This is a genomic window from Nonomuraea sp. LP-02 (assembly GCF_036289125.1).
Lineage (GTDB): Bacteria > Actinomycetota > Actinomycetes > Streptosporangiales > Streptosporangiaceae > Nonomuraea > Nonomuraea bangladeshensis.
This window is the reverse complement of the sequence record NZ_JAXCLK010000001.1, coordinates 1,170,792-1,192,479: the sequence shown is the minus strand read 5'-3', so window position 1 is coordinate 1,192,479 and position 21,688 is coordinate 1,170,792. Positions and strand designations below refer to the sequence as shown.

Below are 21,688 nucleotides of genomic sequence, written 5' to 3'. Positions count from 1 at the left end.
TCGGTGGCACGGGGCCGGACCATCGCGATCGTGTCCACCGCGGCCGTGCTCGCGGTGGGAGCCGCGGCCGGCGGCGCCTACTACGTGCTGCACACCCGGGGCACGCCCGCCGGCACCGCACAGCGGTTCGTCGCGGCCTGGCAGTCCAATGACGCCGCCGCGATGGCCAGGGAGCTGGCGACACCCCAGCAGCTCGGCGTCTACGAGCAGCAGCGCGCCGCGCTCGGCGTGGAGCGCACCTCGGTCCGGCTGGGCCAGGTGGCCGAGGGCGACGGCAAGGCCCGAGTCCCCTACACCGTGACGCTGAAGCTGAAGAACGTCGGCGACTGGTCCTACGACGGCCGGCTCGACCTGGTCGTGGCCGATCGCACCTGGAAGGTCGACTGGTCGCCCACGGCCCTGCATCCCGAGTTCACGGACGGGGCGGAGTTCTCGATCAAGACGCGCTGGCCGCAGCGGGCGGAGATCACCGACGCCGACGGCGGGCGCATCGACGACGGCTCGGTCGGCGGCTCCGTGCAGCAGCTCGTCGGCTTCCTGGACAAGGCGTCCAAAGAGGACGTCGCCAAGCTCGGTTCGGCCTACAAGGCGGGGCAGGCGATCGGCCGCGGCGGGCTGCAGGAGACGTTCCAGAAGCGGCTGGCCGGCACGCCGTCCACCGACATCAAGCTCGGCGGCAAGACGCTGGAGACCATCGAGGGCGGCGAGGGCGAGCCGGTCCAGACCTCGCTCGACCCGCGTGCCCAGGCCGCGGCCGTGGCCGCGGTCAAGGACGTGGAGAAGCCGACCTCCATGGTGGCGATCCGGCCCTCGACCGGGGAGATCCTGGCGGTGGTCAACAACCGCGGCGGGTTCAACCGGGCGCTGGACGGCCGCTACCCGCCCGGCTCGACGTTCAAGGCGGTCACCGCGATCGGGCTGCTGGCGGCGGGCATGTCGCCGGAGGACACCGTCACCTGCCCCGAGTACGCCACCGTCGGCGGCCTGAAGATCCGCAACTCCGACAACGAGGCGTTCGGTTCGCTGTCGTTCCTGGACTCCTTCGCCCACTCGTGCAACACCACCTTCGCGCCGCTCGCCCAGTCGAAGCTGGGCGCGACGAAGCTGCTGAAGGCGGCCGAGGCGGTCGGCTTCAACCAGCCGCTCAACATCGGCGTCCCGGCCACCCCGGCGAGCTTCCCCAAGCCGCAGTCGGACGCCGAGCTCGCGGCGGAGTCGTTCGGGCAGGCCAGGATCACCGCCAGCCCGCTGTCGATCGCCTCGGTGGCGGCCGCCATCGCCGACGGCACGTGGCGTCCGCCGACGCTGGTGCCGTCGCTGAAGCAGAAGGCGGCCGAGCGCGCGCTGCCCGGCGGGGTGAAGAGCCGGCTCCACACGATGATGGCGGCCGTCGTCACCAAGGGCACCGCCAAGAAGGCCGGCCTGCCCGCGGGCACGCACGGCAAGACCGGGACGGCCGAGTACAACGTCGGCGACAAGCTGGAGACCCATGCCTGGTTCATGGGGTTCAAGGGCGACGTGGCGTTCGCGGTGATCGTGGAGGGCGGCGGCGGGGGCGGCGCGGTGGCCGCGCCGGTCGCCGCCACCTTCCTGAAGAACCTCTAACCCGCCGCCCGCAGGAAGCGGCGGACCTCCGCCGCGACCAGTTCCGGCCTGCCGCGCATCGAGGCGTTCGAGGTGGCGCTGTGGTCGAGGCCGGGCAGGTCCACGCGGCGGCAGCGGGGCAGCACTCCTCGCAGGGCGGTGAGGACGTTCCTGAGGTAGGCGGGGCTCCTCGTGCCGCCGAGCAGCAGCACCTCGGCCTCCACGCGGCGGTAGGCGTCGAGGTCGTCGGCGGTCTCGGCGACGACCTGGACGTCCTGGCGGAGGGTCGGCGCGAGCTCACGGAACGTGGGCTCGCCGTCGGCGGCCGTCCTGTCCTGCCGCTTGAGCATCGCGGTGGTCATGGCCTCCAGCAGGGGCCGCGGCAGCAGGCCGAGGAACGCCGGGCCCATGCGGGTCCCCAGCATGCCGGTGACCAGCGCCGCGGGGACGCGGCCCGCGGCGAGCTCCCTGTCGAAGCGCTCCAGCCAGCCGGTCGGGTTGGAGCCGTCGAGGTCGAGGGGCGGTTCGAAGGCGACGACCGTACGCAGCTCCGGGCGGGCCAGTGCGGTGCGCAGAGCGATGACGGCGCCCGAGCTGACGCCCATGACGTGCTCGGCGCCGGTCGCGGCCAGCAGCGCGGAGAGGTCCTCGACCTCGCGGGCGAGCCCGTAGCGAGGTCCCGCGGGGCCGCTGCGGCCCCGGCCGCGCCGGTCGGGGACGTAGCAGGTGAACGCGCCGGACAGGGCCTCGGCCAGCTCGATGTTGCCGTGCCCCGTCTGCATGGCGCCGTGCAGCAGCACCAGGCCGGGGCCGTCGCCGCCGAGGCGGCGGTAGGCGATCTCCGTGCCGTCCTCCGACGTCACGCGGTCAAGAGTGATCATGTTTGCTCCCCATGGTCGGGACCGCGGCGGGGAGCCCGGCTATTGTTGCCGTTGCCACCTCGTGGCCGGGGTCCGCTCCGCGGGTCTGTCGGATGCGAGGTCACCCGGCGGCGGTGTGCCAGCACCGCCGCCGGGTTCTTGCTTCAGTCGTCCAGGCGTCCCCTTTCGGCGGCGGCGGCCACGTCGTCGGGGAGCCGGCCGGTCTCGTGGTAGGCGCGCCAGGCGTCCAGGCCGGGGAACGTGCCGTCCGTGAGCTCGGCGAGCAGGCCACCCACCCAGGCGGCCTCGGCCCGCCGCATCGCGAGCGCGTACTCGGCCTCCAGGAGGAACAGCCGGGGCACCTCCCGCCCGTCGCGCTCCAGCTCGTCCCGGCCGGCCGCGAGGTGCCGCTCCAGGACGGCGAGCCGCCGCCGCAGCAGCTCGGCGACCTCGTCGGGGCCGAGGCCGCCCAGGACCGACAGCCCGGCCTCGAACGCCGACGGCTCCTCCGCGGGGGTCGCGAGCAGCTCCCGCGTCCAGTCGGCGGCCTCCGCGAGGCCGGCGTCGGTGACGCGGTAGACGGTGCGCTCGGGGCGGGCGCCCTGGCGGTTGCTCTCCACGGCGGCGATCAGGCCGTGTTTCTCCAGGTTGCCGACCACCGTGTAGAGGGAGCCCCATTTGATCCGCATGTCGCGGTCCTTGGCGCGGGCCCGCAGGACCGAGGCCATCTCGTACGGATGCATGGGGCGCTGCACGAGCACGGTGAGCACGGCCAGTCCCAGCAGGTTGCGCACGGGCCGCCGCTTCGCCATGACGTTCTCCTTACTCGTTTGCGAGTATACGTCTGCGAGTATTCTCCGGCAATACCTCCCGCTTTGCATGCAATGTATGCAAAGCCCTAAGATCCTTTCCATGCAGACCGACGTGGCGTGCAGCCGGTTGCGCGAGCTGATCCTCGGCGGCGCCTATCCGCCGGGCGCGCGGCTGACCGAGATGGAGGTGGCCGCGAGCCTGCGGATGAGCCGCACCCCCGTGCGGGAGGCGCTGCGGGCGCTGGCCGCCGACGGCCTGGTCCGGCCGGCCGGGCGCGGCGTCACGGTCGTCGTCCTGGAGGAGGGCGACCTGGACGAGGCCTACCAGGTACGGGCCGCCCTGGAGGCGCTCACCGCCGAGCTGGCCGCGGCGCGGCAGCGCGAGGGCCGCATCGCCCCCGCCGACCTGCGCGCGCTGCACGACGTCGCGGCGCGGACGGCGGCCGCCACGGCCGAGGGGCGCCTGGCCGACGCCGTCCCGCTCAACCGCCGCTTCCATCAGACGATCGCCGAGCTGGCCGGCAACGCATTGGCGCTGCGCACCCTGGAGCGCGTCTGGGACCAGATCCAGGTGTCCACGCTGCGCTCGCTGGCGCCGCCCGACCGGCACGCGTACGTCTCCGCGCAGCACGAGGACCTGCTCGCCGCTATCACGGCGGGCCGCCCCGAGGAGGCGGCCGCCGTCGCCCGCGCCCACGTCCTGGACACCCGCACGACCACGAGCCACGCCCACGAACCGCGACCAGAGGGAGACCGCCCATGACCCGCCACCACACCTACGCCACCGTCGTGACCTGGACCGGCGACAAGGGTTCAGGCACCAGCGGCTACCGCGACTACGCCCGCGACCACGAGCTGTCCGCCGACGGCCCGGCTGCCGTCATCCCCGGCAGCTCCGACCCGGCCTTCCGCGGCGACCCGTCCCGCTGGAACCCGGAGCAACTGCTGGTCGGCGCGCTGTCGCAGTGCCACATGCTGTCGTACCTGCACCTGTGCGCGGTCAACGGGGTCGTCGTCACCGCGTACGTCGACCGCGCCGGCGGCACGATGGAGCAGACGGCGGCGGGCGGCCACTTCACGGAGGTCGTGCTGCGCCCCGAGGTCACGGTGGCCGCCCCGGAGATGGCGGAGAAGGCCGCCGCCCTGCACGCCGACGCCCACAAGGCCTGCTTCATCGCCTCGTCGGTGAACTTCCCGGTACGCCACGAGCCGGAGATCCGCATCGCGACCGCGTCGTCATGAAAATGGGTTGTGCAGGCCGTTCACCAAGATCATGGTAAGGAGATGACTGCACGACCGTCCGCCTCGTTGCCGGGTTTCCCGCCCGAGGCGCGCCTGCTGATCGTCAACGCCGACGACTTCGGACTCCACCCCGAGGTCAACGAGGCCGTCGTCCACTCGATCGAGAACGGCGTCGCCGCCTCGTGCAGCCTCATGACGCCCTGCCCGGCGGCGGCGCACGCGATGACGCTGCTGCGCGACCGGCCGGAGATCCCGTTCGGCGTCCACCTGACGCTGGTGTGCGAGCAACCGGGCCGCCCGTGGGGGCCGCTCGCCCCGCGGGCGCTGATCCCGTCGCTGCTGGACGCCGCCGGCGGGTTCCCCTCCTTCGAGGAGGCTCCCGGCGTCCTGGCCGGCGCCCGCCTGGACGAGATCGAGATCGAGTTCCGGGCGCAGCTCCGCGCCGTGCTGGACGCGGGACTGGAGCCGTCGCACCTGGACTGGCACTGTCTGGCCGACGGCGGGCGCGCGGACGTGTTCGAGCTGACCCTGGAGCTGGCCGACGAGCACGGCCTGGCGGTGCGGGCGTGGCTGGAGCCGTCGCGGGAGCTGCTGCGCGCCCGCGGCCTGCCCGCGCTCGACCATGACTTCCTGGACAGCTTCGCACTGGACGTCACCGGCCGGGCCGAGGCGTACGCCCGCGCGCTGCGCGAGCTGCCGCCCGGCCTGAGCGAGTGGGCGGTGCACCCCGGCCTCGGCGGGCCCTCGTCACGGGCGGCCGACCCCGACGGGTGGCGGGTGCGCCACGGCGACCACGAGTTCCTGACCTCGCCGCGGGCGCGCGAGCTGATACGGCAGGAGGGGATCACCGTGCTCGGCTACGGCGAGATCCGCCGCGCCTGGACCGAACGACGCTGACGCGTCCTGGACCGGACGACGCTGACGGGCGTCAGTGAGTCCCCGCCGAGGCGGGGACGGCGGCGGTGTCGGTGGTGACTTCGGCCGCCGGTTCGCCGGGCACCGCGCCCAGCGACCGCCCCGCGGCCGGCTCGTTGTGCAGGACCATGATCAGGAGTGTGGAGACCAGCGTGGCGATGAGCACCCAGCTGACCAGGATGATGACCGTCGAGCGGCGCGGCCGGCGCCAGGCGCCGGGCTGCCCCTGTGACCTGGCCTCGCTGCGACGGACTCGTTCGTTGAACGACTCGAGCCGTGCGACGAGTCGCGGATCATCCTCGACGAGGTGCTGCTCGATCTCGGCGAGCATCCGCTCCTCGTCCTGCGACCAGGCCATACGTGCACCTCCGGAACGCAAGCTCTGTGGCCTCTTCCTGCCCAACCATGAAGATCATTAGCCACGGCCTGACCAGGTAATTGCACCCTCTTTTCGGTTTGCGATCAAGCTCGAACTTTTGTTCTAATCATGGCATGCGCTGGGACAACCTGCGCCTGACCGCCGATGGTGAGGCCGATCCGTCCGTCCCGCTGTTCGCTCGCGGAGCGGTCACGCGGACGTTCGACACGCCCGAGTTCCAGGGCATGACCTTCTACGAGATCCAGGCCCGCTCGATCGTCAACCGTGTGCCGGCCGCGAGTCGCGTGCCGTTCGAGTACACGATCAACCCCTATCGCGGCTGCAGCCATCGGTGTATTTACTGTTTTGCCCGGAAAACGCATGAATATCTTGATTTGGATTCCGGGGCGGACTTCGACTCCAAGATCGTGGTCAAGGTCAACGCCGCCGAGCTGGCCCGCAGGGAGCTGGCCGCGCCGCGCTGGGGCGGCCACCACATCGCCATGGGCACCAACGTCGACTGCTACCAGCGCGCCGAGGGCCGCTATCGCCTGATGCCCGGCATCCTGACCGCGCTGCGCGAGGCCGCCAACCCGTTCTCCATCCTCACCAAGGGCACACTGATCCTGCGCGACCTCGACCTGCTCGCCGAGGCGGCCGAGGTCACCGAGGTGAGCGCCGCCGTCTCGGCCGGGTTCGTCGATCCTGGGCCCTGGCGGGCGGTCGAGCCGGGCGCGCCCCACCCGCTGCGCCGCCTGGAGGTCTGCCGCACGCTCAACGACCACGGCATCGCGTGCGGCGTGCTGATGGCGCCGGTCCTCCCCTACCTCACGGACTCCCCCGCGCAGCTCGAACGCACCGTCAAGGCGATCGCCGAGGCGGGCGCCACGTACGTCACGCCCATCGTGCTGCACCTGCGGCCCGGGGCGCGCGAGTGGTGGCTGCGCTGGCTCTCCCGCGAGCACCCGCGCCTGGTGCCGCGCTACCTGGAGCTCTACGGGCGCGGCGCCTACGCGCCCAAGGCCTACCAGGCGCGGATCACGGCCCAGGTGCGCGAGCTGGCCGAGCGCTTCGGCGTGGGCCGCGCCGTCCCGGCAATGGCCCGCCGCCGCCCGCCCCGCCCGGCCGCAGGGCAGAATCCGGGGCACGGCCCGGGGCAGGGCCAGGGCTCGCCGCCCGAGCAACTTCGCCTGTTGTAAGGCGCATATAGGCGGCATGTCGGGTTTCGTGCACAAATGGGTAGCAATGAGCTTGGTGCACGAATCATCGCGTGCGCTCTGTCCGTACAGGGGGGATTCCAATGGCAGACACGAAGAAGAAACCTGCCACGAAGTCGGGCAAGTCGAAGAAGCAGGCCATCAAGACGAGCAGGCAGGCCAAGGAGACGAAGAAAGAAACCAGGAAGGGCTCCGACGAGAGCTGATCTATGGTGACATGATCGGACAGCCGGGAGCCCGGCTCCCGGCTGTCGCATCGACCGTGGAGCTGCCGCGATGTCCGCCTACCTGCGTTTCCCCTCCGTGTTCCAGGACGTCGTGGTGTTCGCCGCCGAGGACGACCTGTGGATGGTCTCCGCCCAGGGCGGCCGGGCCTTCCGCCTCACCGCCGGGCTCGCCGAGGCCGGCTATCCGCGCATCTCCCCCCGTGGCGACCAGCTCGCCTTCGTCGGCCGCGAGGAGGGCCCCGAGGAGGTCTACGTCATGCCGGCGTCCGGCGGCGCGGCCCGCCGGGTGACCTTCCACGGCGCGCGCTGCACGGTGACCGGCTGGGACCCCGAGGGCCGCATCCTCTACGCCAGCGACCAGTCCCAGCCGTTCGAGGGGCGCAAGTGGCTGCACCGGGTGGCGCCGGGCGAGGTGCCGGAGCGGCTGCCGTACGGTCCCGCGAACTCCATCGCGTACGGCCCTGGCGGCATGATCGTGCTCGGCCGCAACACCGCCGACCCGGCCCGCTGGAAGCGCTACCGGGGCGGCACGGTGGGCGACCTGTGGATCGACCCCACCGGCGGGGGCGAGTTCCGGCGGTTGATCCGGCTGCCGGGCAACCTCGCCTCCCCCTGCTGGAGCGGCGGGCGGGTGTGCTTCATCAGCGACCACGAGGGCGTCGGCAACGTCTACTCGTGCCTGCCCGACGGCGGCGACCTGCGCAAGCTCACCCACCACGACGACTACTACGCCCGAAACCTGTCCGGCGACGGGCACCGGCTGGTCTACCACGCGGGCGCGGACCTCTACCTGCTGGAGCCCGGCGAGCGGCCGCGCCGGCTGGAGGTGGCGCTGGCCAGCTCGCGCACCCAGCGCAACCGGCGCTTCGTCGAGGCGGCCGACTATCTGGAGAGCGCCACGCTCAGCCCCGACGGCAGCGCGCTGGCGATCACCGCGCGCGGCAAGGCGTACACGATGGCCGACTGGGAGGGCCCCGTACGCCGGCAGGGCGCCGAGGACGGCGTCCGCTACCGCTTCCTGACCTGGCTCAACGACGGCGTACGGCTGATCGCGGCGGCCAGCGACGACGCCGACGAGGAGCGGCTGGTCGTCCTGGAGAGCCGCGAGGGCGGCCCCGGCACGGAGGTCGCCCGGCTGGGCCGGATCACCGCGCTGGTGCCCGACCCGGCGCACGACCGGGTGGCCGTGGTCAACCACCGCTACGAGCTGCACCTGCTCGACCTCGCCACGGGCCGCTGCGACCTGGTGGAGGCCAACCCGTACGGCTCGCCGGAGGACCCCGCCTGGTCGCCCGACGGCTCCTGGCTCGCCTACGCCGCCCCGCTCAACGCCCAGACCACCGCGATCAAGCTGCACCATCCGGAGAGCGGGCGGACCGTGCAGGCGACCGAGCCGGTGCTGATCGACTCGATGCCGGCCTTCGACCCCGAGGGCCGTTACCTCTACTTCATCGGCCAGCGGACCTTCTCCCCCGTCTACGACCAGCTCCAGTTCGACCTGGGCTTCCCGCTCGGCACCCGCCCGTACGTGGTGGCGCTGCGCGCCGACGTGCCGGACCCGTTCGTGCCGCGCCAGCGTCCCCTGGAGCGGAAGGACGACGACGAGGACGACGACGGGGACGAGGAGGAGGGCGGCGAGGAGCGGCCGGAGGCGTTGCGCGTGGACGTGGACGGCCTGGCCCGCCGGGTGACCGCCTTCCCGCTCCCCGAGGGCCGCTACGAGCGGGTGGCCGGGCTGAAGGGCAAGGCGCTCATCCTCACCAGCCCGGTGGAGGGCGACAACGTCCTGCACCTGTACGACTTCGCCAAGAACGACAACGAGACCTTCGCCGAGGGCGTCACGGACTTCGAGCTGGGCCGCGACCACAGGACGCTGCTGTACCGGACCGGCTCGCGGCTGCGCGTGGTCAAGGCGGGCGAGGTGCCGGGCCACGACGACGACCGGCCGGGGCGCGAGAGCGGCTGGATCGACCTGTCGCGGATCAAGGTGTCGGTGTGCCCGGAGGCCGAGTGGCGGCAGATGTTCCGCGAGGCGTGGCGGCTGCAGCGGGAGAACTTCTGGACCGAGGACATGGCGGGCGTCGACTGGCCGGCCGTGTACGACCGCTACCAGCCGCTGGTGGACCGGGTGACGACCCGGGGCGAGTTCTCCGACCTGCTGTGGGAGCTGCACGGCGAGCTGGCCACCAGCCACGCCTACGAGAGCGGCGGCGAGTACCGTCCCGGCCCCGACTACACGCAGGGCAAGCTGGGCGTGGACTGGGAGCGCCGCGACGGCGTCTACCACATCGCCTCCCTCGTCACCGGCGACCCGTGGGACCCGAAGGCGACCTCGCCGCTCAACCGCCTCGGCCTGGACGTACGCCCCGGCGACGCGGTGCTGGCCATCGACGGCGCGCCCATCGGCGACGGCGTCGCGACCCCGAACGAGCGCCTGGTCAACCAGGCCGGCGAGGAGGTGGAGCTGACCCTGCGGCGCGGCGAGAAGGTGTTCGCGGTCACCGTACGGACCCTGGCCGACGAGCAGCCGGCCCGCTACCGCGACTGGGTCAACCTCAACCGGGCCCGCTGCCACCAGCGCTCCGGTGGCCGCGTCGGCTACCTGCACGTGCCCGACATGGGGCCGGACGGGTTCGGCGAGTTCCACCGGGGGTTCCTCGCCGAGCACGACCGGCACGCGCTCGTCGTGGACGTGCGTTTCAACGGCGGCGGTCACGTCTCGGCGCTGCTGCTGGAGAAGCTGGCCCGGCGCCGGCTCGGCTACGACTACCCGCGGTGGGGGGCGGCGGAGCCGTACCCGCCGGAGTCGCCGCGCGGGCCGCTGGTCGCCATCACCAACGAGTGGGCGGGCTCCGACGGCGACATCTTCAGCCACACCTTCAAGCTGCTGAAGCTGGGGCCGCTGGTGGGCAAACGCACCTGGGGCGGCGTCATCGGCATCTGGCCGCGCCACCAGCTCGCCGACGGCACGGTGACGACGCAGCCGGAGTTCTCCTTCGCCTTCGACGACGTCGGCTGGCAGGTGGAGAACTACGGCACCGATCCCGACATCGAAGTGGACATCACCCCGCAGGACTACGCGCGCGGCGTGGACACCCAGCTCGAACGGGCCATCGACGTGGCGCTGGAGCTGCTGGCCGAGCATCCCCCGCACACGCCCGATCCGCGGCATCGGCCGCGTATGCAACCTTAGTCACCCTCGCGGCGTCTAATGATCATAGGTGAGGAAAGCACACCGGGGATGATCAGTGCTTCCCGCTCACGCTAGACCGCTCAGGTGAACGCCGGCCGGCGCGGGGGCAACCTCGCGCGCGGCCGTGAAGTGTTGTTGATCGCTTTCTCGTTCTCAAGGGGGACCCGTACGGTGCGCGCACTCGCACGCAAGGGCAAATCGGCCGCGCTGCGGCTCTATCGGGGGTACAACCGGCGCAAGGCGCGGAACGCGCCGCCCCCCTCGACCCAGCGGATCCGCATCCTGCTGCTGCACGCCCACGGCATGGGCGGCACGATCAGGACCGTGTTCAACCTGGCCGGCTACCTGGCCGAGGAGCACGACGTGGAGATCGTGAGCATCCTGAAGGAGGCCGAAGAGCCGTTCTTCCCCATCGACCCTCGGGTGCGCTTCCGCTTCCTGGACGACCGGCTGCGGCCGAGCCGCAACCCGCTGCGCGTGCTGCTGTCGAAGCGGCCGAGCCGGTTGATCCCCAAGGAGGAGTCGGCCTACCACCGCTTCAACCTCTGGACCGACCTGCGGCTCGCCCGCTACATCCGCTCACTCGACACGGGCGTGCTCATGGGCACCCGCCCGGGGCTCAACCTCGTGATGGCGCAGTTAGCCCTGCCGGGCGTGATCACGATCGGGCAGGAGCACGTGGCGCTGCGCACGCAGCCCGAGGCGGTGCAGAAGCTCATCAAGTGGCGCTACCGCCGCCTCGACGCCCTCGTCACCCTCACCAGGGCCGATCTGAACGACTACCGCGAGGCGCTGCCGAAGAAGCCGCGCAAGCTCACCCGCATCCCCAACGCCGTGCCGCCGATGTCCGGCGACCCGTCGAAGCTGGACGCCAAGGTCGCCGTCGCGGTCGGCCGCATGACCCGGATCAAGGGCTTCCACCGGCTCATCACCGCCTGGGAGACCGTCGCCGCCGCCCACCCCGACTGGAAGCTGCGCATCTTCGGCGCCGGGCCGCAGGAGGACAACCTGCGGACGCAGATCGCCGAGGCGGGGCTGCAGGACAAGGTCGAGCTGCCGGGTCCGACCACCGACGTCGGGGCCGAGCTGGAGAAGGCGTCGCTGTACGTGATGAGCTCGCGCCACGAGGGCTTCCCCATGACGGTCCTGGAGGCCATGGCCAAGGGGCTGGCGATCGTCAGCTTCAACAGCCCGCACGGCCCCAAGGAGATGATCAAGAACGAGGTGGACGGGCTGCTGATCAAGCCGCGTACGAACGCGAACCTGGCGGCCGGCATCATCCGGGTCATCGAGGACGAGCAGCTCCGCCGCGACCTGGGCACCCGGGCGCTGGAGACGGCGGCGACGTACAGCGTGGAGGAGGTCGGGCGCAAGTGGGACGCGCTGCTGGCCGAGCTGCTGGCCCGCCGCGACGGCACCTACGTCCCGCGTACGGCCCAGCCGCCCGACCAGTCGCCCGCCCAGCCATCCGCCCCGGAGCCCCCTGCTCAGGCCACCGCCGAGCCCGCCGTACGACTCGCGGCGGTGCCGGTCGCTCCCGAGGCCACATCCTGACCTCGTGAGCTGACGGACCCGGTCCGGCCGGCGGGCGATGATCCCGCCGGCCTGTCAACCGGGCTCGTGCGGCGCGTTCACCGCTCGACGGCCAGCCGTACTCCCAGACCGATGAAGATGCCTCCCGTGGCGATGTCGACCCGTCGGCGAGCCGCGCGCCGACGGCGCAGCCAGCCTCCGATCCTGCCCGCGAGCACGCCGACCGTGCCGTCCACCACGAACTCCAGCACGATCAGAACGGCGCCGAGGATCGCGAACTGCAACCAGACCTGGCCGAGCTGCGGGTTGATGAACTGGGGCAGGAAGGCGATGGTGAAGGTGACCATCTTCGGGTTCAGCAGGTTGGTCAGCAGGCCGCTGGTGAACGCCCGGCGTCCGGACATCCCTCCCCCGCCGTCCACGGGCATCTCGTGATCCACACCCTTGCGGTGACGGATCATCTGCACGCCGAGGTAGATCAAGTATCCGGCTCCGACGATCCGTACCACGGTGAAGGCCACCGGCACCATCTCGAAGAGGGCCGCGAGCCCCGCGGCGGCCACGGCGACGTGGACGGCCTCGCTCGTCGCCACCCCGGCCGTGGCGAGCAGGCCGGCGCGCGGGCCGCCGCGCATCCCGCAGCCCAGGACGAACAGCATGTCCGGCCCAGGAGTGATCATCGCGATGATGGTGGTCATGGTGAACAGCAAAAGCACATTCTGCTCGATGGGCATGGGGGAAGGATGTCAACTTCGTGCTGAGTTCACCACTGCTCCTGCCGTGGAGGACGCCTGCCCGGCCGTGAACCGCAAACAATCCTTCGCGAAGAAGTGTTTGCGGTTTAAGGTGGAGCCATGACCGACCCCTTGGAGAGCGGCGTCGTCGTCCTCGACGCCAAAGGGTTGCGGGCGCTCGCCCACCCCGTCCGCGTCCAGCTCGTGGAGCTGCTGCGCAAGCACGGCCCCTCGACCGCCACCCGCCTCGCCGAACGCCTCGGCGTCAACTCCGGCACCGCCAGCTACCACCTGCGCAAGCTGGGCGCGGCCGGGTTCGTGGAGGAGGACGCCGAACGCGGCAACGCGCGGGAGCGCTGGTGGCGTTCGGTCCACCGCGTCACCCGGCTCGACGACGAAGGGCTCACCGACGCCGAGCCGGAGGCCGTGCACGCCTACATGCACTCCATCGCGGCCCTGTACAACCTGCGCACCCAGCAGGCGCTCAACGAGTTGCAGACCATGCCGCGCGGCTGGCGGCGGGTGCTCGACCTCAGCTCCTTCGCGCTGCGCCTCACCGAGGAGGAGGGGTGGCGGCTGCGGGAGGAGCTGGGCGAGGTGATCGCCCGCTACCGGCGCGACGGCGAGGAGGCGCCCCCGGACGCCCGGCGGGTCGTGCTGATCACCGAGATCCTGCCCGAGCTCGACGACGGGACGGGCGACAGGACAGGCGGCAGGACGGGCGACGGGTCCGGGGAGGACTGATGGCCGCGACGGCGCTGCCCAGGCCGCTCGCGGGGGTGCTGGCGGCCGTGGCGGTGTCGCTCACCGGCACGCGGGTGTCGGCCATCGCGGTGCCCTGGTTCGTGCTGGTGACCACGGGGAGCCCGGTCTGGACGGGCGTCATCGCGTTCGCCGAGATGGCGCCGTACGTGGTGGTCAAGCTGATGGCCGGGCCGCTGCTCGACCGGATCGGGCCGCGGCGCGTGTCACTTGCCGGGGACGTGGTGAGCGCGGGCGCGGCCGGGGCGATCGCGCTGCTGCACGCGCTGTCGCTGCTGCCGCTCGGCGTGCTGGCCGGGCTGGTCGCGGTCATCGGGGCGGCACGCGGGCCCGGCGACCTGGCCAAGTCGATCATGGTGCCCGAGGCGGCCGACCGGGGGCGGGTGCCGCTGGAGCGGGCCACCGGGCTGATGGGCGCGGTGGAGCGGCTGGCCCAGCTCGTCGGGCCGGTCGCGGGCGGCGCGATGGTGGCCGCCCTGGGCGCGCCGGCCGGGCTCGCGGTCAGCGCCGGCTGCTTCGCGCTGGGATCGGTGGTGGTGGCCTGGGCGCTGCCGCACGGCATGGGCCGCCGCGCCGCCGCCCCGTCCGCCCAGGAGGACGGCCCGGACGGGTACTGGCGGCGGTTCGGGCAAGGGTGGGCGTTCCTGCGCGGGCAGCCGCTGCTGCTGGTCCTGATCGGCACGGTGGCGGTGACGAACCTGCTGGACGCGGCCTACGCCCAGGTGCTCGGGCCCGTGTGGGCCGAGGAGTCGGGCCACGGGCCCGCGGTCTGGGGTCTCAGCCGGGGGTTCATGGGGCTGACCGCCATCGGGGGCGGGCTGGTGGCGGCGGCGCTGGCGCACCGGCTGCGGCGGCGGCCGGTGTTCTTCGCCGCGTTCCTGGTGGCCGGGCCGCCGCAGTACCTGATCCTGGCCGTGGACGGCGTGCCGGTATGGGCGGTGATGGCGGTGTTCGGGGTGGGCGGGTTCTGCGGCGGGTTCCTCAACCCGATCCTGGGGGCGGTCGCGTACGAGCGGGTGCCCCGTGACCTGCTCGGCCGGGTGGGCGCGTTGCAGACGTCGCTGGCCTTCTCCGGGATCCCCGTCGCCGGGGTGCTGGCCGGGGCGGCGGTCGCGGCGGCCGGGCTGGCGCCGGTGCTGGTCGCCTGCGGCGTGGTCTACGCGCTGACCACCACGCTCGCGGGGCTGCATCCGGCCGCCCGCGACATGGACCGCCTCCGCGGCCAGGGCCCGCCCGCTCCCGACGCCGTGCCGGAGTCGGCCGGGGGCACATGAGGCCGCGGGCCCAGGCGCGGATTCAGGCGCGGTCGGCGGCCACTGGGGCTCGGAGCAGCATCGCGGCCACCTCGGGGCCCAGGATCGGATCGTCGCGGAAGGCCGCCACGATCGCCGAGCGCAACGCCTCCCTGCCGTCGCCGGCGCGGCCGTCCCCGGTCGCCCTCGCCACCCGTTCGATGAGCCCTCGGGAGTGGGCGTCGCCCCGGCCGAACACCCGCTGCAGCACCCGCGTGCCGAGGGCGACCGGGGTGCCGGCGGCCGACTCCCTGGTCCTGGCCAGCACGCTCACCCCGTAGGCGCCGATGGCGAGGGTGGCGAAGGGCATGACGTCGTCGGCGACATCTACCGGCAATTGCCTCGATTTCCGCATAAGACCCTCCCCTGAGGTCTGTAGGCGATGGTAGCCCGCCGACCGCCACGGGCGAGGGCATACCCTGTCGAATGTGCCTGCCCCGTACCTCACCCTCACCGCCCCCGTCGAGCACGAGACCGAGGTGCGGCGCTCGCGCTTCATCTGCGCGGTCGCGCCCGCGCGCAGCGTGGAGGAGGCGGCGGCGTTCATCGCCGGGCGGCGGCGCGAGCACGCCGGCGCCACCCACAACTGCACGGCCTACGTCATCGGGCAGCGCATTCAGAAGGGCGACGACGACGGCGAGCCGGGCGGCACCGCGGGCACGCCCATGGTGCAGGCGCTGGTCGGGCGCGGCTACAGCGACGTGGTGGCGGTGGTGACGCGCTACTTCGGCGGCGTGCTGCTCGGCGCGGGCGGGCTGGTGCGCGCCTACGGCTCGGCGGTGACCGAGACCCTGGACCGGGCCGAGCCGGTGCGGATGGTGCCGGCCAGGCGGGTGCGCGTGGCGGTGGCGCACGACCAGGCCGGCCGGGTGGAGAACGACCTGCGCGCCTCGCGGTACGCGGTCGAGGACGTCGCCTACGCCGCCCAGGTCACCTTCAGCGTGGCGGTGGGCGAGGACGAGGTGGCGGCGTTCGGCGACTGGGTGGCGACGCTGACGGCGGGCCGCGCCCGGGTGAGCGTCGGCGAGGACGTGCACGTCCCCGCCTGAGCGGCCTATCCCTCCAGGGCGTACTGCATGACGCGGAACTTGGCCTGCGCCTCGGCCAGCTCGGCGGCCGGGTCGGAGTCGCCCATGATGCCGCAGCCGGCGAACAGCCGGGCCCGCCGCCCGCGTACGAGCCCCGAGCGCAGCGCGATGCCCCACTCGCCGTCGCCGTTGGCGTCGATCCAGCCGACCGGCCCCGCGTAGCCGGCGCGGTCCATGCCCTCCAGCTCGCGGATGATCTTGGACGCCAGGTCGGTCGGGGTGCCGCCGACGGCCGCCGTCGGGTGCATGGCGGCGACCACGTCGAGCACCGACGCCCCGTCGGCGAGCCGCCCGGTGACGTGGCTGGCGAGGTGCTGGACGTTGGGCAGCACGAGCAGTTCGGGCTCGTCGGGCGTCTCCAGCGACGAGCAGAGCGGCCCCAGCGCGGTGCGGACGGAGGCGATCGCGCACTCGTGCTCGTGCCGGTCCTTGGCGGAGGCGAGCAGCGCGGTCCCGCGGGCGAGGTCGTCGGCCGGGCCGGTGCCGCGCGCGGTCGTGCCGGCCAGCACCAGCGACTCGATCTCCTGGCCGGTGCGCCGGATGAGCAGCTCGGGCGTGGCGCCGACCAGCCCCGCGACGGAGAACGTGTAGCACTCGGGGTAGCGGCGGGCCAGCCGCGACAGCAGCAGCCGCACGTCGATGGCCCGCTCGGCGGTGGCGACCAGGTCGCGGGCGAGCACGACCTTCTCCAGCTCGCCGTCGCGGATGCGGGCGGCGGCGCGGGCCACCACGTGCTCCCACTCGGGCGCGGTGAGGCTGCCGTCGCCGTAGCTGATGCGGCCGGGGTCGAGCACCGGCGTGACGGTCTCCAGCGGCGCGTCGCCGATCGTGGTCAGCCAGGCGCGGCCGTCGCGGCGGGCCAGCACGGCCTGCGGCACGACGAGCACCGAGCCGTGCGCGTCCTCGTCGAAGGTGAAGCTGCCGAAGGCGACCGGGCCGGTGCCGGGCCCTCCCGCGCCGGGGACCCCGGCTCCGCCGAGCACGTCGGCCAGCCACTCGCGGGCCCAGGCGAAGCGGCCCGAGCCCGGGGGCACGGCGACGCGGGCCGCCTCACCCCATCCGACGATCCCTTCGCCGTTCCTGATCCAGGCGTACGGCGACGACCTGGGCAGGGAGGCCAGCAGGTCGCCGGGATCGCCGACCGGTGTGGTGCGAACCGGCAGCGGGCGGGTTGTTCCGAGCGCGACACTCACTCAAGACATGCTATGCGTCACCTGAACATGTTCGACTCTGACCCCCGTGAATGCCACGTTAAGGCAAGCAAATCCGGAAAAAAGCGGAACCGTTAAGGGGCCGGCCCGGCCGTCCGGCCTGCGGGCTGTCAAGCCGCCATATGAAGTCGGTCCCGAAACGGAAGACCTGCCCGGACGCGATGGCCGGGGCCTGCCCGGCTCTCTACCTTGGGGTCCATGATCGGTCGCCTGGCCCCTGTTCTCGCCGCAGCTAGTGTCCTCACCGGTACGGTCACGGCTCCGGCCGCCGCCGCGACCCCTGCCTCCTTCGCGGAGCCGGTCCCCGAGGTCATGGCCGCTCTCGGCGACTCCATCTCCACCGGCTTCAACGCCTGCGGCTGGTACGTCTCCTGCACCTCGCGCTCGTGGTCGGCGGGCGACCACGCCTCCGTGTCCAGCCACTACCAGCGCCTGTCGAAGCTGTCTGGAACGCTCCAGGGCCACAACCTCAACTTCGCCGCCCCCGGCGCGACCAGCGCCGACCTGCTCGGCCAGGTGAACAAGGCGGTCGAGGCCAAGGCCGACTACGTGACCGTGCTCATCGGCGCCACCGACGCCTGCGTACGCACCGAGAAGGCCATGACCCCGGTCGCCACCTACCGGCAGCGCCTGGAGACCGCGCTGGACACGCTGCGCGCCGGGATGCCGCAGGCCCGGGTGCTGTTCGCGAGCATCCCCGACCTGCGGCGGCTGTGGCAGGTCGGCAAGGACGACCCCGTGGCCCGTACGTTCTGGACGCTCGGCCGGGTCTGCCCGACGATGCTGACCAACCCGTCGTCGACGAAGAAGGCCGACGCCGAGCGCCGGGCCCGCGTCCGCGCCCGGGTGATCGCCTACAACCGGGCCGCCGCCCAGGTGTGCGCCGCCTACGGCCCGCAGTGCGGCACCGACGGCGGGGCGGTCTTCTCCTTCCCGTTCACGCTGGAGCACGTCAGCAAGTGGGACTTCTTCCACCCCAGCACGGCGGGGCAGCGGGTGCTGGCCGCGCAGACCTTCGGCCACGGCTTCGACTGGATCGACCCGCGCTGATCATCGGCCCCCCTCATCGGCACTGGGCGAGCATCGCCCTCTTGTCCGCCGGGGTGACCGGGACGCCGTACTTCACGGCGACCTGGGCGAAACGGGTGACGTAAGCGCAGCGCACCCGCCGCTGCGGCGGCAGCCAGCCCGACGGCCCCGCGGCGTCCTTCTCCTCGTTCGCGGCGCCGTCCACGGGCAGCAGGTTGAGCGGGTCGTTGGCGAAGTCGAGCCGCTTCGACATCGGCCAGCGCGGCGCGCCCATGCGCCAGCCGTAGTTGAGCGGCACCACGTGGTCGACCTGCACCTCGCCCGCGCGGTCCTTGCGCCAGCGGATGCGCCGGCCGGTGTAGGGGTCGTCCAGCGTGAGCGACACGACCTCGCAGCGCGAGCCGGCGCGGTACTTCACGTTCCGGCCGTCGCGGGCCAGCAGGTCGTCGCGGGTGCGGCAGCCGTTTCCCGCGTACGGCACGCCGGGCGCGGTGTCGGCCCAGTTCTCGCCGTAGCGGGTGCGGTCGTAGCCGGCGTTGGGGCCGAGCCCACGGGTGCGCAGCCGCCGGATGAGGGCGCGTGCCTCGGCCTTGTCGGCGTCGGAGATGATGGGGGCCAGACCGGGTAAGGTGCCGCCGGTGTTGCCCAGCGGGCTGGCCGCCGTCGCCGGTGGCGTCCTGGCCGTGCCGACGAGGGAAACGACGATGATGGCTCCTGCGAGAAGGGCGAGGGCGTCCTTCGTGCTCAATCGGGCCTCCGAGCGCACTTCCAGATCTCTAGAGAAATTCCCGGCTTGAGTTGTTCCGACACGGGAGGATTGTGTGACCGAACGCCCGATCGATCCTGACGTCGATCTCCACGTCCCGGCGCAGCGCGCCGAGCTGCACTGGCCGGTCCTGGCCGCCATCGCGGCCGGCGGGGCCCTCGGGGCGCTGGCCCGCCACGGCCTGCAGTCCGCGCTGCCCGCTCCGCCGGGCGGGTTCCCGTGGGCGACGTTCTGGGTCAACGTGTCGGGTTGCCTGCTCATCGGGGTGCTCATGGTGGTGATCACCGAGGTGCGGCCGGCGCACCGGCTCGTGCGGCCGTTCCTCGGCGTGGGGGTGCTGGGCGGGTACACGACGTTCTCGACGTACGTGGCGGACGTGCGGCGGGTGGTCGAGGCGGGCGCGCCGGTCGTCGGGCTGGCCTACCTGGCCGCCACGATGGCCGTGGCGCTGGCCGCCGTCGCCGCCGGCATGTGGCTGACCCGGCGGGCCGCCGGGAGGCGGGCGGCGGCGCGATGACGCTGCTGCTCATCGTGGCCGGCGCGGCGGTCGGCGCGCCGCTGCGCTACCTCGCCGACCGGGCGGTGCAGGCCCGGCACGACACGGTCTTCCCCTGGGGGACGCTCTCCGTCAACGTGGCGGGGTCCGCGCTGCTGGGGTTCCTCGCCGCGCTGCCGGTGGACGGCGGGCTGATGGCGCTGGCCGGCACCGGGTTCTGCGGGGCGCTGACGACGTACTCGACGTTCGGCTATGAGACGGTGCGGCTGCTGGAGGAGGGCGCCCGCTTCCATGCCGTGGCCAACGCCGCCGCCAGCGTCGTCGCCGGGCTCGGCGCGGCGTACTGCGGCGCGGCCCTGGCCCAGGCGCTCCTCTGACGCGCTCACGGTTCGACCAGGACCTCGCGCAGCAGGTCGCGGGGCGGGCGGCGGCGCCACTCGCGCGGGTAGCCGAGCGAGACCTCCTCGAAGCGGACCCCGTCGTACCAGTTGACGCGCGGGATGTGCAGGTGCCCGTAGATCATCGCGGCCGTCGGGAAGCGCCGGTGCCAGTCGCGGGTGGCGGTGGTGCCGCACCACTGCGCGAACTCCGGGTACCACAGCACGTCCGTGGGCTCGCGGACGAGCGGGTAGTGGTTGACGAACACCAGCGGCACGCCGTCGCCGGCCGCCGCCAACCGCTCCTCGGTCGCCGCCACCCGCGCCCGGCACCACGCCTCCCTGCTCGGGTAGGGGTCCGGATGCAGGAGGAACTCGTCGGTGCACACCACGCCGGTGCCGTGGGCGTACTCCAGCGCCTCCTCCTTGGAGTCGATGCCCGGCGGCAGGAACGTGTAGTCGTAGAGCAGGAACAGCGGCACGATCCGCACCGGCCCGCCCGGCCCGTCCCACAGCGGGTAGGGGTCCTCCGGCGTCAGGACGCCCAGCTCCCTGCACATGGCGACCAGATGCTCGTAGCGGGCCACGCCCCGCAGCTCGGGCGGGTCGCCACGCGGCGTCCACAGCTCGTGGTTGCCCGGCGTCCACACCACCCGCTCGAAGCGGCCCGCGAGCAGCCGCAGCGCCCAGCGGATGTCCTCCACGTTCTCGGCGACGTCCCCGGCCACCAGGAGCCAGTCGCCGGGCGCGGACGGTTTCAGCTCCTGGACGATCGCGCGGTTCTCGGCGTAGGAGACGTGCAGGTCACTGACCGCGAGCAGGCGGCCATCAGGGCGGGCGGGCAACGGGGGGCCTCCTTCCGGCTGTCACGAGCATGCCACGCGGACGTGCCTCTCCCCCACCCCTGCCGGCGTGAAGATCCGGCCGGGACCCCCTAGGGCCCCGGCCGGGAGCGGCGTAATAACGGGCCGCTCCGCAGCAGCTCCCGGCCGTTCCTCCTGATGCGGAAGGTCACGCGCGCAGCCAGGTCCGCAGCGCGCCGGTGGCCAGGTCCATCGCGGCCCTGGCGGCGTTGGTGTCGCGCAGCGCGTCGAGCATGACGAAGTCGTGGATCATCCCGGCCAGCCGGACCGCCGTCACGTCCACGCCCGCCGCGCGCAGCCGGGCCGCGTACGCCTCGCCCTCGTCCCGCAGCACGTCGGCCTCGCCGTTGAGCACGATCGCGGGCGGCAGGCCGCGCAGTTCCTCGTCCGTGGCCCGCAGCGGCGAGGCGTGGCTCCCGGCCCGCTCCCCGGCGTCGGTCGTGTACTGGTCCCAGAACCACTTCATGCCGTCGCGGTTGAGGTAGTAGCCGGTCGCGAAGTCGTGGTAGGACTCGGTGTCGAAGTTCGCGTCGGTGACCGGGTAGAACAACACCTGGCCGCGCAGCCGCACGTCGCCGCGTTCCTTGGCCATGAGGGCCAGCACGGCGGACATGTTGCCGCCGACCGAGTCGCCGGCGACGGCCATCCGCCCGGCGTCGAGGCCCTTCTCGCCGCCGTGCTCCATCACCCATCGGGCGGCGGCGTAGTTCTGCTCGATCTGGGTGGGATACCGCGCCTCGGGGGCGCGGTCGTACTCGGGGAAGACCACGGCCGCCTCGCAGCGCACGGCCAGCTCGCGCACCAGGCGGTCGTGCGTGCGGGCCGAGCCGAACACCCAGCCCGCGCCGTGGATGTAGAAGATCACCGGCAGGGTGCCCGTGGCGCCCTTGGGCCTGACCAGGCGCACCGGCACCGTCCCGGTCGGGCCGCCCTCGACCTCGATCCACTCCTCGTCGACGTCCGGCTTGGGCACGCCGGTCCCGGACTGGAGCTTCTCCAGCACCTCGCGGCCCTGCTCGGGCGGCAACTCGTAGATGAAAGGCGGCTTGGAGGTCGCCTCGGCGAACTCCCGCGCCGCCCGCTCCAGCACGACTTTCCTGCTCACCGTCGTGGACACGGACGACCTCCA

General features: G+C 72.9%; 23 protein-coding genes. 14 read left to right on the top strand and 9 right to left on the bottom strand.

What is annotated here, in order from left to right:
- The first annotated feature begins 30 nt into the window (after positions 1–30).
- Positions 31–1,605, top strand: a complete 1,575-nt coding sequence (locus SMD20_RS05490; RefSeq protein WP_329575677.1) for a penicillin-binding transpeptidase domain-containing protein — start codon at positions 31–33, stop codon at positions 1,603–1,605.
- Here the strand turns inward: SMD20_RS05490 and SMD20_RS05485 are convergent.
- Together SMD20_RS05485 and SMD20_RS05480 are read right to left on the bottom strand one after the other, a co-directional pair.
- Positions 1,602–2,465 carry an alpha/beta fold hydrolase gene (locus SMD20_RS05485; protein ID WP_329575675.1) on the bottom strand — a complete coding sequence of 288 codons (864 nt, stop codon included), beginning with the start codon at positions 2,463–2,465 and terminating at the stop codon, positions 1,602–1,604. The two genes, SMD20_RS05490 and SMD20_RS05485, sit on opposite strands and share 4 nt — an antisense overlap.
- Before the next feature lie 143 nt (positions 2,466–2,608).
- Complete coding sequence (locus tag SMD20_RS05480; RefSeq protein WP_329575672.1) at positions 2,609–3,256, bottom strand: PadR family transcriptional regulator; 648 nt, start codon at positions 3,254–3,256, stop codon at positions 2,609–2,611.
- Between the two features lie 100 nt (positions 3,257–3,356).
- Here SMD20_RS05480 and SMD20_RS05475 point away from each other — a divergent pair, with 100 nt between their 5' ends.
- The 3 genes from SMD20_RS05475 to SMD20_RS05465 are packed head-to-tail and all read left to right on the top strand — an operon-like array spanning position 3,357 to position 5,395.
- On the top strand, positions 3,357–4,019 hold the full coding sequence (locus tag SMD20_RS05475; RefSeq protein WP_329575669.1) for a GntR family transcriptional regulator: 663 nt from the start codon (positions 3,357–3,359) through the stop codon (positions 4,017–4,019).
- A complete protein-coding gene (locus SMD20_RS05470; RefSeq protein WP_329575666.1) occupies positions 4,016–4,498 on the top strand; it encodes an OsmC family protein in 483 nt (160 codons plus the stop codon). The genes SMD20_RS05475 and SMD20_RS05470 overlap by 4 nt, the downstream gene beginning before the upstream one ends.
- A gap of 42 nt (positions 4,499–4,540) precedes the next feature.
- On the top strand, positions 4,541–5,395 hold the full coding sequence (locus SMD20_RS05465; protein ID WP_329575663.1) for a carbohydrate deacetylase: 855 nt from the start codon (positions 4,541–4,543) through the stop codon (positions 5,393–5,395).
- Between the two features lie 31 nt (positions 5,396–5,426).
- Here SMD20_RS05465 and SMD20_RS05460 read toward each other — a convergent pair whose 3' ends face one another.
- Entirely contained in the window at positions 5,427–5,771 is a 345-nt protein-coding gene (locus SMD20_RS05460; protein WP_329575660.1) for a DUF3040 domain-containing protein, read from the bottom strand.
- A 134-nt stretch (positions 5,772–5,905) separates the two neighbouring features.
- Between SMD20_RS05460 and SMD20_RS05455 the strand changes: the two genes are divergently transcribed.
- The 4 genes from SMD20_RS05455 (at position 5,906) to SMD20_RS05440 (ending at position 11,962) form a co-directional block, all read left to right on the top strand.
- The gene (locus SMD20_RS05455) at positions 5,906–6,970 is read left to right on the top strand and encodes an Rv2578c family radical SAM protein (RefSeq protein ID WP_329575657.1); all 1,065 of its coding nucleotides are present in this window, start codon (positions 5,906–5,908) and stop codon (positions 6,968–6,970) included.
- A gap of 101 nt (positions 6,971–7,071) precedes the next feature.
- Positions 7,072–7,194 carry a hypothetical protein gene (locus SMD20_RS05450; protein WP_281249613.1) on the top strand — a complete coding sequence of 41 codons (123 nt, stop codon included), beginning with the start codon at positions 7,072–7,074 and terminating at the stop codon, positions 7,192–7,194.
- A 70-nt stretch (positions 7,195–7,264) separates the two neighbouring features.
- Positions 7,265–10,408 carry a S41 family peptidase gene (locus SMD20_RS05445; RefSeq protein WP_329575649.1) on the top strand — a complete coding sequence of 1,048 codons (3,144 nt, stop codon included), beginning with the start codon at positions 7,265–7,267 and terminating at the stop codon, positions 10,406–10,408.
- A 171-nt stretch (positions 10,409–10,579) separates the two neighbouring features.
- The gene (locus SMD20_RS05440) at positions 10,580–11,962 is read left to right on the top strand and encodes a glycosyltransferase family 4 protein (protein WP_329575646.1); all 1,383 of its coding nucleotides are present in this window, start codon (positions 10,580–10,582) and stop codon (positions 11,960–11,962) included.
- 77 nt (positions 11,963–12,039) lie between these two features.
- Here the strand turns inward: SMD20_RS05440 and SMD20_RS05435 are convergent, their stop codons facing one another.
- Positions 12,040–12,639 (bottom strand): LysE family translocator, encoded by a 600-nt coding sequence (locus tag SMD20_RS05435; protein WP_329575644.1) that lies wholly within the window; start codon positions 12,637–12,639, stop codon positions 12,040–12,042.
- Positions 12,640–12,795: 156 nt separating this feature from the next.
- Here SMD20_RS05435 and SMD20_RS05430 point away from each other — a divergent pair, with 156 nt between their 5' ends.
- Together SMD20_RS05430 and SMD20_RS05425 are read left to right on the top strand one after the other, a co-directional pair.
- Positions 12,796–13,419, top strand: coding sequence for an ArsR/SmtB family transcription factor (locus SMD20_RS05430; protein WP_329575641.1), 624 nt, complete (start codon positions 12,796–12,798; stop codon positions 13,417–13,419).
- Entirely contained in the window at positions 13,419–14,711 is a 1,293-nt protein-coding gene (locus SMD20_RS05425; protein ID WP_329575639.1) for an MFS transporter, read from the top strand. Before SMD20_RS05430 ends, SMD20_RS05425 begins: the two co-directional genes overlap by 1 nt.
- A 22-nt stretch (positions 14,712–14,733) precedes the next feature.
- On the opposite strand, the gene SMD20_RS05420 is transcribed toward SMD20_RS05425, so the two are convergent.
- Positions 14,734–15,084, bottom strand: coding sequence for a hypothetical protein (locus SMD20_RS05420; protein ID WP_329575637.1), 351 nt, complete (start codon positions 15,082–15,084; stop codon positions 14,734–14,736).
- Between the two features lie 73 nt (positions 15,085–15,157).
- Here SMD20_RS05420 and SMD20_RS05415 point away from each other — a divergent pair, with 73 nt between their 5' ends.
- On the top strand, positions 15,158–15,778 hold the full coding sequence (locus SMD20_RS05415) for a YigZ family protein (RefSeq protein WP_329575634.1): 621 nt from the start codon (positions 15,158–15,160) through the stop codon (positions 15,776–15,778).
- A gap of 5 nt (positions 15,779–15,783) precedes the next feature.
- Here SMD20_RS05415 and SMD20_RS05410 read toward each other — a convergent pair whose 3' ends face one another.
- A complete protein-coding gene (locus SMD20_RS05410; protein WP_329575631.1) occupies positions 15,784–17,010 on the bottom strand; it encodes an isochorismate synthase in 1,227 nt (408 codons plus the stop codon).
- Between the two features lie 216 nt (positions 17,011–17,226).
- Here SMD20_RS05410 and SMD20_RS05405 point away from each other — a divergent pair, with 216 nt between their 5' ends.
- Positions 17,227–18,078, top strand: a complete 852-nt coding sequence (locus SMD20_RS05405; protein WP_329575628.1) for an SGNH/GDSL hydrolase family protein — start codon at positions 17,227–17,229, stop codon at positions 18,076–18,078.
- A 13-nt stretch (positions 18,079–18,091) separates the two neighbouring features.
- Here SMD20_RS05405 and SMD20_RS05400 read toward each other — a convergent pair whose 3' ends face one another.
- On the bottom strand, positions 18,092–18,805 hold the full coding sequence (locus SMD20_RS05400) for an HNH endonuclease family protein (RefSeq protein ID WP_329575625.1): 714 nt from the start codon (positions 18,803–18,805) through the stop codon (positions 18,092–18,094).
- 73 nt (positions 18,806–18,878) lie between these two features.
- Between SMD20_RS05400 and SMD20_RS05395 the strand changes: the two genes are divergently transcribed.
- The gene (locus tag SMD20_RS05395) at positions 18,879–19,340 is read left to right on the top strand and encodes a FluC/FEX family fluoride channel (RefSeq protein WP_329575623.1); all 462 of its coding nucleotides are present in this window, start codon (positions 18,879–18,881) and stop codon (positions 19,338–19,340) included.
- On the top strand, positions 19,337–19,696 hold the full coding sequence (crcB, locus tag SMD20_RS05390; protein ID WP_329575621.1) for a fluoride efflux transporter CrcB: 360 nt from the start codon (positions 19,337–19,339) through the stop codon (positions 19,694–19,696). Before SMD20_RS05395 ends, crcB begins: the two co-directional genes overlap by 4 nt.
- A gap of 5 nt (positions 19,697–19,701) precedes the next feature.
- Here crcB and SMD20_RS05385 read toward each other — a convergent pair whose 3' ends face one another.
- Together SMD20_RS05385 and SMD20_RS05380 are read right to left on the bottom strand one after the other, a co-directional pair.
- On the bottom strand, positions 19,702–20,541 hold the full coding sequence (locus SMD20_RS05385) for a metallophosphoesterase family protein (protein WP_329575618.1): 840 nt from the start codon (positions 20,539–20,541) through the stop codon (positions 19,702–19,704).
- Between the two features lie 166 nt (positions 20,542–20,707).
- A complete protein-coding gene (locus tag SMD20_RS05380) occupies positions 20,708–21,676 on the bottom strand; it encodes an alpha/beta hydrolase (protein WP_329575615.1) in 969 nt (322 codons plus the stop codon).
- Positions 21,677–21,688: the final 12 nt, after the last annotated feature.